The organism is Pseudomonas shahriarae, from assembly GCF_014268455.2.
GTDB lineage: Bacteria > Pseudomonadota > Gammaproteobacteria > Pseudomonadales > Pseudomonadaceae > Aquipseudomonas > Aquipseudomonas shahriarae.
Window position 1 is genome coordinate 3,262,091 of the sequence record NZ_CP077085.1, and the last position, 13,226, is coordinate 3,275,316.

At 61.4% G+C, this 13,226-nt stretch carries 10 protein-coding genes; 5 read left to right on the forward strand and 5 right to left on the reverse strand.

Going from position 1 to position 13,226, the window contains the following annotated elements; translation table 11 throughout:
• The first annotated feature begins 227 nt into the window (after positions 1-227).
• Positions 228-1,007 carry a TSUP family transporter gene (locus HU773_RS14475; RefSeq protein ID WP_057436653.1) on the forward strand — a complete coding sequence of 260 codons (780 nt, stop codon included), beginning with the start codon at positions 228-230 and terminating at the stop codon, positions 1,005-1,007.
• Here HU773_RS14475 and nudC read toward each other — a convergent pair.
• The 4 genes from nudC to HU773_RS14495 all read right to left on the reverse strand — a co-directional run bounded on the left by nudC (position 975) and on the right by HU773_RS14495 (position 4,767).
• Positions 975-1,808 carry an NAD(+) diphosphatase gene (nudC, locus tag HU773_RS14480; RefSeq protein ID WP_057959448.1) on the reverse strand — a complete coding sequence of 278 codons (834 nt, stop codon included), beginning with the start codon at positions 1,806-1,808 and terminating at the stop codon, positions 975-977. The genes HU773_RS14475 and nudC overlap by 33 nt on opposite strands.
• A gap of 6 nt (positions 1,809-1,814) precedes the next feature.
• Positions 1,815-2,627, reverse strand: coding sequence for a crotonase/enoyl-CoA hydratase family protein (locus tag HU773_RS14485; protein ID WP_057959447.1), 813 nt, complete (start codon positions 2,625-2,627; stop codon positions 1,815-1,817).
• 138 nt (positions 2,628-2,765) lie between these two features.
• Entirely contained in the window at positions 2,766-4,061 is a 1,296-nt protein-coding gene (locus tag HU773_RS14490) for an ATP-binding protein (protein WP_120733192.1), read from the reverse strand.
• Positions 4,062-4,065: 4 nt separating this feature from the next.
• Positions 4,066-4,767 carry a response regulator gene (locus HU773_RS14495; protein ID WP_057436665.1) on the reverse strand — a complete coding sequence of 234 codons (702 nt, stop codon included), beginning with the start codon at positions 4,765-4,767 and terminating at the stop codon, positions 4,066-4,068.
• 198 nt (positions 4,768-4,965) lie between these two features.
• On the opposite strand from HU773_RS14495, the gene HU773_RS14500 reads away from it, so the two are divergent.
• The 4 genes from HU773_RS14500 (at position 4,966) to HU773_RS14515 (ending at position 10,678) form a co-directional block, all read left to right on the forward strand.
• Positions 4,966-6,123 (forward strand): efflux RND transporter periplasmic adaptor subunit, encoded by a 1,158-nt coding sequence (locus HU773_RS14500; protein ID WP_057959446.1) that lies wholly within the window; start codon positions 4,966-4,968, stop codon positions 6,121-6,123.
• A gap of 18 nt (positions 6,124-6,141) precedes the next feature.
• Positions 6,142-9,234: a multidrug efflux RND transporter permease subunit gene (locus HU773_RS14505; RefSeq protein WP_057436669.1), complete on the forward strand. Its 3,093-nt coding sequence runs from the start codon at positions 6,142-6,144 to the stop codon at positions 9,232-9,234.
• An 80-nt stretch (positions 9,235-9,314) separates the two neighbouring features.
• Positions 9,315-9,956, forward strand: a complete 642-nt coding sequence (locus tag HU773_RS14510; RefSeq protein ID WP_186625421.1) for a DUF1345 domain-containing protein — start codon at positions 9,315-9,317, stop codon at positions 9,954-9,956.
• Positions 9,957-10,216: 260 nt separating this feature from the next.
• On the forward strand, positions 10,217-10,678 hold the full coding sequence (locus tag HU773_RS14515) for a hypothetical protein (RefSeq protein WP_057959444.1): 462 nt from the start codon (positions 10,217-10,219) through the stop codon (positions 10,676-10,678).
• A 67-nt stretch (positions 10,679-10,745) separates the two neighbouring features.
• Here HU773_RS14515 and HU773_RS14520 read toward each other — a convergent pair whose 3' ends face one another.
• The gene (locus HU773_RS14520) at positions 10,746-13,010 is read right to left on the reverse strand and encodes an autotransporter outer membrane beta-barrel domain-containing protein (protein ID WP_057959443.1); all 2,265 of its coding nucleotides are present in this window, start codon (positions 13,008-13,010) and stop codon (positions 10,746-10,748) included.
• Positions 13,011-13,226 lie beyond the last annotated feature (216 nt).

Here is a 13,226-nt window from a genome sequence, read left to right on the forward strand (position 1 = left end):
CAGCAAACGTGCCAGGGTTGGCAAAGCCCCTGGGCTGGGGCGTTTGCGTGCCGACCGACCTATCGGCCATGTTGCCCGGGCGGGCTATTTGTCAGATCACTGTTGGTAGCGCAACACCGTGGCGAGGGATGGAGCGTGTGCAACAGTCGCCGTAACATTCGGTTATAGGTAAGCTATCGGACTTTCGCGCAACCCCTTCTGCGCCTCGCCGAAAATAAGTCGCCTCCATGCCTTTTGAACTCAGCGTTGACCTCACCACCCTGGCCATTCTGGCCGTGGTTGCCTTTATTGCCGGTTTTATCGACGCCATTGCCGGCGGCGGTGGTTTGCTCACCACCCCGGCCCTGCTCACCGCCGGTATGCCGCCCCATTTGGTACTGGGCACCAATAAACTGAGTTCGACCTTCGGTTCGGCCACCGCCAGTTTTACCTTCTACCGGCGCAAGCTGTTCCATCCGCGCCAGTGGGTCCATGCGATCGTGGGCACCCTGGTCGGCGCGCTGCTGGGGGCCATCGTCGCCCATTACCTGCCCGCCGAATGGCTGAACAAGATGCTGCCGGTGATCGTCTTCGCCTGCGGTATCTATCTGTTGTTTGGCGGTACGCCCAAGGCGCCGCTGGACGCCGATGCGCCGATCAAGAAGAAGTGGCAGTCGACCCAGGGTTTGGCCCTGGGCTTCTACGATGGCGTGGCCGGTCCCGGCACCGGCGCATTCTGGACCGTCAGCACCCTGCTGATGTACCCCGTGGACCTGGTCAAGGCCAGCGGCGTGGCGCGCAGCATGAACTTCGTCAGCAACGCGGCGGCGCTGTCGGTGTTTATCTTCAACGGTTCGGTGGACTGGATTGTCGGCCTGAGCATGGGCCTGTCGGTGATGGTGGGCGCGTTCTTTGGCGCACGCAGTGCCATCAGCGGCGGCGCCAAATTCATTCGCCCGGTGTTTATCACCGTAGTCCTCGGCCTGACCGTGCGCCTAGCCTGGCAGCACTGGTTCAGCGTGGCCTAGACGGCGCGCCACATACAGGTCGATAAGGTAGCGGGCAATCGAGCGCGAGGCCGGCAACGGTGGCAACTGGTGGATATTGAACCACTGCGCATCTTCAATCTCGTCGGCCTGGGGCACGATTTCGCCACCGGCATACTCGGCGTGAAAGCCCAGCATCATGGAGTGCGGGAACGGCCAGCACTGGCTGCCCACGTACTGGATGTTCTGCACCCGCACCTGCACTTCCTCGTGCACTTCGCGGATCAGGCAGTCTTCGGCAGATTCCCCAGGCTCGGCAAACCCGGCCAGGGTGCTGTAGACCCCAGTGACGAAACGCGGCGAACGCGCCAGCAGAATCTCATCGCCACGGGTGATCAGCACAATCATGCTCGGTGAGATGCGCGGGTAACTGCGCAGGTCGCAGGCCTGGCAGAACATTGCGCGCTCGCGGGGCACCTGCACCATCGCCTGGCCGCAACTGCCGCAAAAGCGGTGCTCGCGGGCCCAGGTACCGATTTGCGCGGCATAACCCAGGACTTTGTACAGACGGTGATCGCCCTGCAGCATAAACGCCCGCAGGCCCTGCCAGCGGCAACCCGGCACATCGCCAGGGCTGTTCAGCTCCAGCAGGTACACCGGCTCGCCGTCCAGATGGCCGATGCCATGTTCGGCCATCACCGACAGGTCCTGGCGCTTGAGCCATTCCCGGGGAAACAGCGGCCCGTTGTCATCGAGTAAAAAACCTTCGCGACTACGGGCCACAGCCCAGCCGCCGGGGGCGTCGTTGTCCAGCAGCGTTGTGGTGATCCAGCCTGGGGTCATATTCAGTCAATCCACGAATTCGGGTTTCTGCTTGCTCATATGGGCCGCAATGGCCACGCGCAGGTCGTTGGATTGCAACATAGCAGCGTTCCAGGTGGCAACGTATTCCAGGCCGTCGTTGATGCTGTGGTCACGCATATAGCTGATCATGGCCTTGGTGCCGGTGACGGCAATCGGCGATTTGGCGGCGATTTGCGCGGCAAGGTCCATCACCCCGGCCAGTAGGCTGGCGTGGTCGGCAAAGGTGCGGTTGACCAGGCCGATGCTGCGCGCTTCTTCGGCGCCGAAGGTGCGCCCGGTGTAGGCCAGTTCGCGCAGCATGCCGTCACCGATGATACGTGGCAGGCGTTGCAGGGTGCCGACGTCGGCGGCCATACCGATGTCGATTTCCTTGATCGAGAATTGCGCGTCGTCAGCGGCGTAACGCATGTCGCAGGCGCTGATCAGGTCGATGGCGCCGCCGATGCAATAGCCCTGGATCGCCGCCAGTACCGGCTTGCGGCAATTATCCACGGCATTGAACGAGGCCTGCAGTTGCAGGATCTTGCGCCGCAGCAGGCGCGCATTGCGTCCCACGTCCTTGCCAAATTCGTTGGCCACCGAGGCCAGCATCATCAGGTCGATGCCCGAGGAAAAATGCTTGCCGGCGCCGCTCAACACCACGGCGCGTACAGCGTCGGTGTCGTCGATCCATTGGAAAATCTCGACGATTTCGCTCCAGAACGCCGCGTTCATGGCGTTGATCTTTTCCGGGCGATTAATCTGCACATGGGCGACGTTGCCGTGGAGTTCGACGACAAAGGCTTGGTATTCGGACATGGCAGTGATCCTTGACTGGCGGCTGATAAGGGCCGAACTATAGCAAGGGTGTATCAGGGCCGGTAAGGCTGTGCATGTGCCAAAAGCAGGACTGCATAAAAACACAAACCCGCTCCAGGCAGACAGTTGCCGGTGTTTTCAGGTGGGCAACCATAGCCGCAGGCGTGCGCCGCCCAGTGGCGAGGCCTGGGCCGTGAGTGTGCCGCCTTGTGCTTCCACCGCCCGGCGGCTGATCGCCAGGCCCAGGCCGAAGCCGCCGGTGGCGCGGTCGCGGCTGCGGTCCAGGCGGTAGAACGGCTCGAAGATCCGGGCGCGCTGCTCTTCGGGGATGCCGATGCCATCGTCATCCACCCAGATTTCACAGCCCTTGGCGCAGACCTTGACGCCGATCTGGATCCGTCGCTCGCAATAGCGCATGGCATTGCGCAGCAGGTTTTGCAGGGCACGGGCGGTGAGGCGTGGGTCGAGGGTAAAACGCTCCACGGCGCACTCCAGTACCACATCAATCACGATCTCCGGGTTCTCCAGCTCGTCGTCGATGCTGCCCAGGATGCTGTCGATAAACTCATCGAGCACCACCTCCACCCGCTCGGGCAGATGCGCCGGGTTTTGCAGGCGGCTGTAGGACAGCAACTCCAGCACCAGCTCATCCAACTCGCGGATATGCGCCACCAGGCCTTGCAGGCGCTCGCGGCTGGCGGCCGGCTGATCTTCGGACAACGCCAGGGCCAGGCCGAAATCCAGGCGGGTCAGCGGTGTGCGCAGTTCGTGGGACACCGCGTTGAGCAAGTCCCGCTGCTGGTTGAGCAGGTGCTCGATGTCGTTGGCCATGGTGTCGAACACCGCCGCCAGGCTGCCGATGTTGGAGCTGGGGGGAATATGCGTACGCTCCTCCAGGCGGCCCCGGCCCAACTGCGCTGCGGTGACCTTGAGGCGCTCCAGGTCGCGCCAATGCGGGCGCAGCCAGATCAACAGGCCGCCCAGCAACGCCGCGCCGATCAGCACGTTCATGGTCCAGTACAGCAGGTTCATGTCCAGCGGGTCGGGGGGGATGGTCAATTTAACCGCCAACTGCCCATTGAGCGGCGAGCTGATCTCCTCCATCCAGCCCCACTCCCCCAGGCGGATCACCGGCTTGCCCTGCTCCAGCAGTCGCTCCTCGTCGGGTGTGTAGCGGGCGTCCTGGCGATGCATCAGTTGCACCTTCAGCGGCGCAAAATCCCGTGCCAATTGGTCGGTGACCTCGGACCAGCGCTCCACCGGCCGGCTGTGGTACTGGCGCACGATCAGGCTCTGCAAGCCACGGGACTGCTCGATGTTGTAGTTCATGTAGCGGTCGTGGAAGACCTCGATGATGCCCATGGGGATCAAGTAGATCGCTGCGCTGTAGGTCACGATGGTCAGCAGGTAGAGACGGATCAGGGCGCGGAACATGGTGTCAGCATTCCCACTCGGAGCGACTGAACAGGTAGCCTTTGCCCCATACCGTCTTGATCTTGCGCGCCTCGCCGGCATGGTCGTCGAACTTGCGGCGCAGCTTGGAGATGGCCACATCCACCGAACGGTCGGTGCCGTTGAACTCGATGCCCCGCAGGCGCTGCAGGATCTGGTCGCGACTGAGTACTTCGCCGGCATGCCGGGCCAGCACCACCAACAGGTTGTATTCGCCGCTGGACAGCTCCACCGTCTGCTCGCGCCAAGTCACGGCGCGTTCCGACAGGTCAATGCACAGGTTGCCCATCAGGATCTGGTCGTTGGCCGCCTGTGGCTCGCTGAGGCTGCTGCGGCGCAACAGGGTGCGCACCCGGGCCAGCAGCACCCGTGGCTCGCAGGGTTTGGTCACGTAGTCGTCGGCGCCCATTTCCAGGCCCAGCACCTGGTCATGGCTGTCATCGCGGGCGGTGAGCATCAGGATTGGCAGGCCGGCCGAATCGGCGCGCAGCAGGCGGCAGACTTGCAGGCCATCGAGGCCAGGCAGCATCAGGTCGAGGATCACCAGGTCTGGTGGGTTGAGCCTCGCCCGTTCACGCACATGGTCGCCACGGCTGAGCACATTGACGTGATAGCCATTGCGTTCAAGGTAACTGGCAATCAGCTCGGACAGCGCGGCGTCGTCTTCGACCAGGAGGATGTTGGGCATGGTGTTTCCAAATAATACAGTTTCACATTAGATCGTCATTGATCAGAAGAGCTTGTTAGGATCCACAGCCGTGAAGGATATACGCACGCGCCTCGGCGTGCGCCGTACCTTACATTTCTTCACAGACCACCTACACAGCTTCACAGCACCGAGTCGGGGGCGCCCGTAGGATGCGCCAGTCAATATTGGGATAAGAGCATGTCAAAGAATCTGTTTGCGCCGTTTTGCCTGCTGGCACTGACCCTGGCCCTGGGTGCGTGTGGCAACTCCGCAGGCGACACCCCCGAAATGCCCCTGGCCAAGGTGCGGATCGAAACCCTCGAAGCCAAGCCCCTGTCCATCAGCAGCGAGCTGAGTGGGCGGATCGTCGCACCGCGCATCGCCGAAGTGCGCGCCCGGGTTGCGGGCGTGGTGCTTCAACGGGTGTTCAAGGAAGGCCATGACGTCAAACAGGGCGACGTGCTGTTCCGTATTGACCCGGCGCCGTTCAAGGCCGACCTCGACAGCGCCCAGGCCAGCCTGCGCAAGGCCGAGGCCAATGCCTTCCAGGCGCGCCTGCAAGAGCAGCGCTACAGCCAGTTGGTCGAAGGCAATGCCATCAGCGCCCAGGACTACGACAACGCCCGCGCCGCCGCCCGGCAAACCGCCGCGGATGTCGCGGCCAACCAGGCAGCGGTGCAACGCGCCAAGCTCAACCTTGGCTATGCCACCGTGACCGCGCCGATCTCCGGGCGTATCGGCCGCGCGCTGGTGACCGAAGGCGCCCTGGTGGGGCAGAACGAAGCCACGCCCATGGCGCTGATCCAGCAACTGGACCCGATCCACGCCGACCTGACCCAATCCACCCGCGAACTCAATGACCTGCGCCGCGCTTTCCGCGCCGGGCATTTGAAGCAAGTGGGCCAGGACCAGGCCAAGGCCACGCTGATCCAGGATGACGGTAGCCTCTATCCGCTGCCGGGCAAGTTGCTGTTCGCGGAGATTTCCGTAGACCCCGGTACCGGGCAGATCATCCTGCGCAGCGAATTCCCCAACCCGGACCTCGACCTATTGCCCGGCAGCTTTATCCGCGTACGCCTGGAGCAGGCGGTCGACCAGCAAGGCCTGAGCGTGCCGCAGCGCGCAATCACCCGTGACAGCGCCGGCATCCCCATGGTGTTGCTCGTGGACGCCGAGCAGAACGTCAGCCAGCAGCCGGTGGAGTTGGGCGCGGCGATCAATGATCGCTGGGTGGTCAACAGCGGCCTGAAGGCTGGGGACCGCATCATCGTCGAAGGCCTGCAACACGCACGCCCCGGCGAAAAAGTCGAAGTGGATGCCAGCGTCGCGCCTGTCGCCCAGGCAGCCGGCCAGTAATCAAAGGGATCAGAGACAATGCCGCAGTTCTTTATTGACCGCCCGATCTTCGCCTGGGTGGTCGCCCTGTTTATCCTGCTGGCCGGCGCCCTCGCCATCCCGCAGTTGCCGGTGGCGCAGTACCCCAACGTCGCGCCGCCGAAAGTGGAAATCTACGCGGTGTACCCGGGCGCTTCGGCGCAAACCCTGGATGAAAGCGTGGTCAGCCTGATCGAGCAGGAGCTCAACGGCGCCGACCACCTGCTGTATTTCGAATCCCAGAGCAGCCTCGGCTCGGCCACCATCACCGCGACCTTCCAGCCGGGCACCGACCCGGAAATGGCCCAGGTCGATGTGCAGAACCGCCTCAAGGCCGTGGAGCCGCGCCTGCCGCAAGCCGTGACCCAGCAAGGCTTGCAGGTGGAGAAGGTGTCCGCCGGCTTCCTGCTGCTGGTGACTTTGACCTCCAGCGACGGCAAGCTCGACGACGTGGCGCTCAGCGATTACCTGGCGCGCAACGTGATGAACGAGCTCAAGCGCCTCGACGGCGTGGGCAAGGCCCAGCTGTACGGCGCCGAGCGGGCGATGCGGATCTGGATCGACCCGCAGAAACTCATCGGTTTCAACCTGACCCCGGCCGACGTCAATGCGGCGATTACCGCGCAGAACGCCCAGGTCTCGGCCGGTAGCATCGGTGATCTGCCGGGCACCAATACCCAGGAAATCACCGCGTCGATTCTGGTCAAGGGCCAGCTCTCCACGCCGGCCGAGTTTGCCGACATTGTGCTCAAGGCCAACCCGGACGGTTCCACCGTGCGTATTGGTGATGTGGCGCGGGTCGAGATCGGCAGCCAGGAATACCAGTTCTCCACGCGCCTGAACGGCAAGCCCTCCACCGCCGTCAGCGTGCAACTGTCGCCCGGCGCCAATGCCTTGAGCACCGCGACCCTGGTGCGGGCAAAGATGGATGAGCTGTCGCGCTACTTCCCGGCCAATGTCGAGTACAAGATCCCTTACGACACCTCGCCGTTCGTCAAGGTCTCGATCACCAAGGTGATATACACCCTGCTGGAGGCGATGGCGCTGGTGTTTGCGGTGATGTTCCTGTTCCTGCAAAACATCCGCTACACCCTGATCCCGACGCTGGTGGTGCCGATTGCACTGATGGGCACCTTCGCCACCATGCTGTTGCTGGGTTTCTCGATCAACGTGCTGACCATGTTCGGCATGGTGCTGGCCATCGGCATCCTGGTGGACGATGCGATTGTGGTGGTGGAGAACGTCGAGCGGATCATGGTGACTGAGGGCCTGTCGCCCAAGGAAGCCACACGCAAGGCCATGGGCCAGATTACCGGGGCGATCATCGGCATTACCCTGGTGCTGGTGGCGGTGTTCCTGCCGATGGCCTTTATGTCGGGTTCGGTGGGGGTGATCTACCAGCAGTTCTCGCTGTCGATGGCCACCTCGATCCTGTTCTCGGCGTTTCTCGCCCTGTCCTTGACCCCGGCCCTGTGCGCCACGTTGCTCAAGCCGATTGCCAAGGGCGAGCACCATACCAAGGGTGGGTTCTTCGGCTGGTTCAACCGGCGCTTTGAACAACTGACCGACCGCTACGAAGGCTGGGTTGCCTATGCCCTCAAGCGCAGCGGCCGCTACCTGCTGATCTACCTGGTCCTGCTGGTGGGCATGGGCTTCCTGTTCAGCCGCCTGCCCGCCTCGTTCCTGCCGGTGGAAGACCAGGGCTACACCATCACCGATATCCAGTTGCCGCCGGGCGCGAGCAAGAACCGTACGGTGCTGGTGGCCGAGCAGATCGAAGCGCATAACGCCACCGAGCCGGGCGTCGGTGATACGACGATGATCATGGGGTTCAGCTTCTCCGGTTCCGGGCAGAATGCGGCGCTGGCGTTTACCACGCTCAAGGATTGGTCCGAGCGCAGCAGCGACGATTCGGCGGCCTCGATTGCCGATCGCGCCAACATGGCCTTTACCGAACTCAAGGATGCGATGGCCTATGCCGTGCTGCCACCACCGGTGGATGGCCTGGGTACCTCCAGCGGCTTTGAGTTCCGCTTGCAGGACCGGGGCGGCGTCGGCCATGCCGCGTTGATGGCAGCCCGTACCGAACTGCTGGCGGCTGCGGAAAAAAGCCCGATCCTGGCCAATGTGCGCGAAAGTGCCCTGGCCGAGGCGCCGCAAGTGCAGTTGGAGGTGGACCGCAAGCGGGCCAATGCCCTGGGCGTGTCGTTTGCCGATGTGGGCAATATCCTGTCCTCGGCCGTTGGCTCGGCCTACATCAACGACTTCCCCAACCAGGGCCGCATGCAGCGCGTGGTGGTACAGGCCGAAGGCGACCAGCGCAGCCAGGTCGAAGACCTGATGAAGATCCATGTGCGCAACAACGCCGGGAAGATGGTGCCGCTGTCGGCATTTGTCGAAGCGCGCTGGGTCCAGGGCCCGGCGCAGTTGACCCGTTACAACGGTTACCCGGCCATCGCTATTTCGGGTGAAGCCTCACCCGGTCATAGCACCGGCGAGGCGATGGAAGAAATCCAGCGTCTGGTCAGCCAATTGCCAGCCGGCCTGGGCCAGGAATGGACCGGGTTGTCCTTGCAGGAGCGCTTGTCAGGCTCCCAGGCGCCGCTGCTGTTGATGCTGTCGCTGCTGGTGGTGTTCCTGTGCCTGGCGGCGCTGTATGAGAGCTGGTCGATCCCCACTTCGGTGCTGCTGGTGGTGCCGTTGGGCGTGTTGGGCGCGGTCATGGCGGTGTCGCTGCGCGGCATGCCCAACGACGTGTTCTTCAAGGTCGGCTTGATCACGATCATCGGGCTGTCGGCGAAAAACGCGATCCTGATCATCGAGTTCGCCAAGGACCTGTATGACCAGGGCGAAGACCTGATTGACGCGACATTGAAGGCCGCACGCTTGCGTCTGCGACCGATCATCATGACTTCGCTGGCGTTCATTCTGGGCGTGGTGCCGTTGGCGATTGCCACCGGCGCCAGTTCGGCGAGCCAGCAGGCGATTGGGACCGGGGTGATTGGCGGCATGATCACGGCGACACTGGCGGTGGTGTTTGTGCCGGTGTTCTTTGTGGTCGTCATGAAACTGGTGCGCAAACGCAAAGATTGATCAGCCCCCTGCAGGAGCCGGCAAGCCGGCTCCTGCAGGAATAGGCTATGGTGCTCAAACATCCCGCATTTGTGAGCACTATGCCCTTCCTCGCCCGAACCCACCCTCGCCTGTCCGCTGCCGCCGTCCTGGGCCTGGCAATCGGCATCCTGGCGCCCTTCGACTCAATCCTCAGCAAAATCCTGATCGGCTGGAACGTCGGGGTCTGGACCTACCTGGTGCTGATGCTGCGCCTGACCATCCGTGCCAAGGCCGAGGACGTCAAGCGCATCGCCGAGGTCGAGGATGAAAACGCCGGCCTGGTGTTATTTATGGTGTGCATTGCGGCGATTGCCAGCCTGGCGACGATTGCCGTTGGCCTGGCCGGCAGCAAGGACCTGGACACTGCCGAACGCCTGCTGCATTACGGCTTTACCGGGGTGACGGTGATTGGTTCGTGGCTGCTGATCGGGGTGATTTTCAGCGTGCACTATGCTCGCCTGTATTACACCTGGGAGGGCAAGGCGCCGGCGTTGCGCTTTGCCGAGGGGCTGCTGACCCCCAACTACTGGGACTTTCTGTATTTCTCCTTCACCATCGGCGTCGCCGTGCAGACCTCGGATGTGGGAGTGGCTACCCGCGCCATGCGCAAAGTGGTACTGGGGCAGTCGCTGATCGGGTTTCTGTTCAATACGGCGATATTGGGGTTCTCGATCAATATTGCGGCGGGTCTTTTTGCTTGAAATTGCATCGGGCTTAGAACTAAAGCGTATTAATGGCAGGTTATTAGACTGTCACTCCTCACAGTAGAAAATCCCGTGCAAAGGCGTCTGATGCTTTCAGGCCAGGTGCCGAGTCAGGCCACGCATCACTCATGAGTCGCTGCCTTCGTATACTGTTAGTTCTGACAGTTTACAGCCCACGCACACTGCTATTTCATGACTCGAACAGAGCCCTCGAAACCTCTGTTATTCGCACAATCATCAGCGATGGAGAAGCGATCATGAGCGTACAAGCGCAACAGTTGTCCCCTGCGCAACAAAAAGCACTGTACCCCAAGGCCCTCAGCGCCACCGGTACATTCGACGCATTTATCGATACGATATCGGTCCACTTTCAGACTTTGACCCTGGTGCATGACCATGACGCGGCCATCTACCGCCTTCTAGCACGACATGCTGATAATGCAGTCACCGTGAAAAAAATCACGATTGAACTGCCCGACACCATTCGCAATGGGCAGGTATTAGAGCTGGATAAGTGGCAGTCCAATAAGGTCAATGTCTGGTATGCCGTCAAGTCGCCTACGATTCATTACGCCGTGCGCTGCTCCACAGGAACGTTGATCATTAACAACCTGGAAGCCGGCATCATCAAAATCAGCGGCACGCTGAATGGCACCACCGATGAAGATGTCAACGGGAACCCACACACACTGGAAGTCGGTTTCGACGTAACCAGTTGATCGATTATGCAAAAGCAAAAAAAAACGCCCGTATCTTTCGATACGGGCGTTAATAAGCGTCAAGTCTTTACCAACTGTAGCGCACACCTACGTTGGCACCCCATGGCTGCTCGACCCGGCCACCGCTGCTGTGCTCTAGGTCGGCGTGCAGTTGCAGGTTTTGCGACAACTTAACCGCGACGCCCGCACCGAACTCGGCGCGTGAACCCGATAGGTCGTTGTTGAACTCATGGTTGTTCACCGCGACCTTATTGTTGTTGGCAAACTCATGCACCATCGCCGCCCGCAGGTAAGGCTGGAGTACGCTGCCACTGTCGAGCTGGATGTCACGCCCCACCGTCGCACCGGCCTTGGCCATGATCGAGCGGGTGCGCTCGCCATCGGCGTGCAGGCCATTTTTCATGTTGTAGTTGGCGCCCTGGATCACCACGGTGGACAGCTGGGCATACGGCTCGACGAAGTAACCGTCGTCCAGCTTGATATTGCGACCGAACTCTGCCGACAGGCCACCGCCGGTGTTGGCGTACTTGCCCTTGGACTTGGTGCCGTCACTCAAGCCGACCTTGGACTCGTTATGGAAACGGTTGAGCTTGGCCACGGCGTCGAAATACAGACCGCTCTCTTCATCCAGCCAGGTTGCGTAAGCACCCACGTAGTAGCTCTTCACTGTGCCCGACGTACCGCGCTTTAGGTTCAAGCCCGAAGTACTATGGCCGGCCATCACACCCACCAGCCACTGGCTGTCGGCCAACGGCGTGTCAGCACCCAGGGTAAAGCCCTGCTGGTTCTGGTTGTAGCCAACCCCGGTGCTCTCGGCCACCTTGTACTTGTTGCCATAACCACGCATCCACACACCCGCCTGACCAGGCTCGAAACGCAGCTCGCCCATGCGCGTACGCAGGGAAGTCGCCTCGCCGTACCAGACCGTGGGGGCGGTATTGAACAACGCCATGACCGAGCGAGTAGCCGGGCTGATCACGCGGTTGTTCGGGTCGAGGAACCAATCGGTGCCATCCTTTTTCAGACCATAGGAATAGGCACCCACGTCGACGACATCGCCCGCCAGTGAGAACTGCGCGTCACCGCCGCCGGTATGCACGATACGAATCGCTTCGGGGCTGACCGGCTCTGTACCGCTGGCTGCGAGCAACAGGCTGTGACTGCCGTGGGCTTCGCCGCTGATGTTCAGGAAGTCCGTGACGCCGTTGGCAAAATCGGTACCCATGACGAAGGTGCCGTTGCCGTCGAGACTGTCCAGGTCCAACTGATAGAACGCATCGGTGTGGCCGAATATCACCGTACCGTCCACCAGGTTCAAGGCACCCACCTGGCTGTCGGCGGTCAACTCCCAGTACGACCCATTGCCTACGTTCAAGCTGGTGACATTCTGCAGCTGGCCTTTGAGCCCGGAGCTGTTTTCCAGGTTCAAATGTGCCGTGCTGCCATCTTCGACAATGACGTCGCCTTTCAACCGGCTGCTATCGACATTCATGCTCGCCTGGGCACCGCCGTTGACTTCCAGCAGCACGCCATTGCCACCGGTCAGGGTTGAGCCGTTGCGCACGTCGATTTCAACTTCCATCTCCGCGCCAGGGTGACCTTCCACGACAATGGCCGAGCCGTTGCGCCCTTCGACGCTGGAGTTATCCAGCACCAGTTTGCCGGCATCGCTGCTGCCAGCGTCGTTGGTAAACAACACGCCATTCTTGCCGCCGATGATGCTGCTTTGGCTGGCAGTCGCCGTTGCACCGTCGAGCCACACGCCATCACTATCGGCGCCGGTGCCTTCGACCACAGTGTTCTGATTGAAGTGCAACTCAGCATTGCCCGTGGCTACTGCCCCACTCTTTTCCCCCCGGATGATGCTGTTGAACACCTGGGCAATGCCGCCCTTGTCGGAATTGAAACTCTGGTACGCCTGCAGACCGAAAGTTGTGTGGCTGATGATGGCACTGTTTCGGATGATGGCCGCACTGTCATCCAGGCGCACCGCCCCCCATATCGAGTGGTTGGATTCAACAGTGGCGCCGTCAACGTTGACGGTGGAGCCCTGCGTCGCACGGATATCTTCGATCCGGCTGCCGGTATTGACATTCAGCGTCGAGTCGTTGGCCAGGATATTTCCGGCGCGAGCACCGTTGACGGTCAGCTCGGACTTATGATCCAACTGCCAGTCATTTTTCATCTCATGGGGGCCAATGGTCCTTGACTCACCGATCAGTTGATCCGCTTGGACGCTGGTGTGCATCGCTGCAAGCAGAAGCACGCTAATGGCTGGAACATGCATCATCTTGCTCAAGGGCTTGAGCTCGAATTTGGTAGGTAATGACATCGGGGGTTCACTCTCTGGGTAGCGCCTGTAAAAACGGCTTGGCTCGTTCCCGTGGAATGAAGCCTCACCTGTAAGGCGCAGAGGTTACGTAGTGAACGTACTGATGACTGTAGGACTAATCCGAGCAAAGCTTAGGTATAGACACCGCAGTGGTATGGAAAACTGCACAACTGGCAAACTGATCCGTCCACAAGCCGTAGTCCATTGCTACCAGAT

What these genes read in the sequence shown, in the direction of transcription:
- HU773_RS14505 (WP_057436669.1), top strand. Translation starts at nt 6,142, where the DNA reads ATGCCGCAGTTCTTTATTGACCGCCCGATCTTCGCCTGGGTGGTCGCC.
- HU773_RS14490 (WP_120733192.1), bottom strand. Translation starts at nt 4,061, where the DNA reads ATGTTCCGCGCCCTGATCCGTCTCTACCTGCTGACCATCGTGACCTAC.
- HU773_RS14495 (WP_057436665.1), bottom strand. Translation starts at nt 4,767, where the DNA reads ATGCCCAACATCCTCCTGGTCGAAGACGACGCCGCGCTGTCCGAGCTG.
- HU773_RS14485 (WP_057959447.1), bottom strand. Translation starts at nt 2,627, where the DNA reads ATGTCCGAATACCAAGCCTTTGTCGTCGAACTCCACGGCAACGTCGCC.
- HU773_RS14510 (WP_186625421.1), top strand. Translation starts at nt 9,315, where the DNA reads ATGCCCTTCCTCGCCCGAACCCACCCTCGCCTGTCCGCTGCCGCCGTC.
- nudC (WP_057959448.1), bottom strand. Translation starts at nt 1,808, where the DNA reads ATGACCCCAGGCTGGATCACCACAACGCTGCTGGACAACGACGCCCCC.
- HU773_RS14475 (WP_057436653.1), top strand. Translation starts at nt 228, where the DNA reads ATGCCTTTTGAACTCAGCGTTGACCTCACCACCCTGGCCATTCTGGCC.
- HU773_RS14515 (WP_057959444.1), top strand. Translation starts at nt 10,217, where the DNA reads ATGAGCGTACAAGCGCAACAGTTGTCCCCTGCGCAACAAAAAGCACTG.
- HU773_RS14500 (WP_057959446.1), top strand. Translation starts at nt 4,966, where the DNA reads ATGTCAAAGAATCTGTTTGCGCCGTTTTGCCTGCTGGCACTGACCCTG.
- HU773_RS14520 (WP_057959443.1), bottom strand. Translation starts at nt 13,010, where the DNA reads ATGTCATTACCTACCAAATTCGAGCTCAAGCCCTTGAGCAAGATGATG.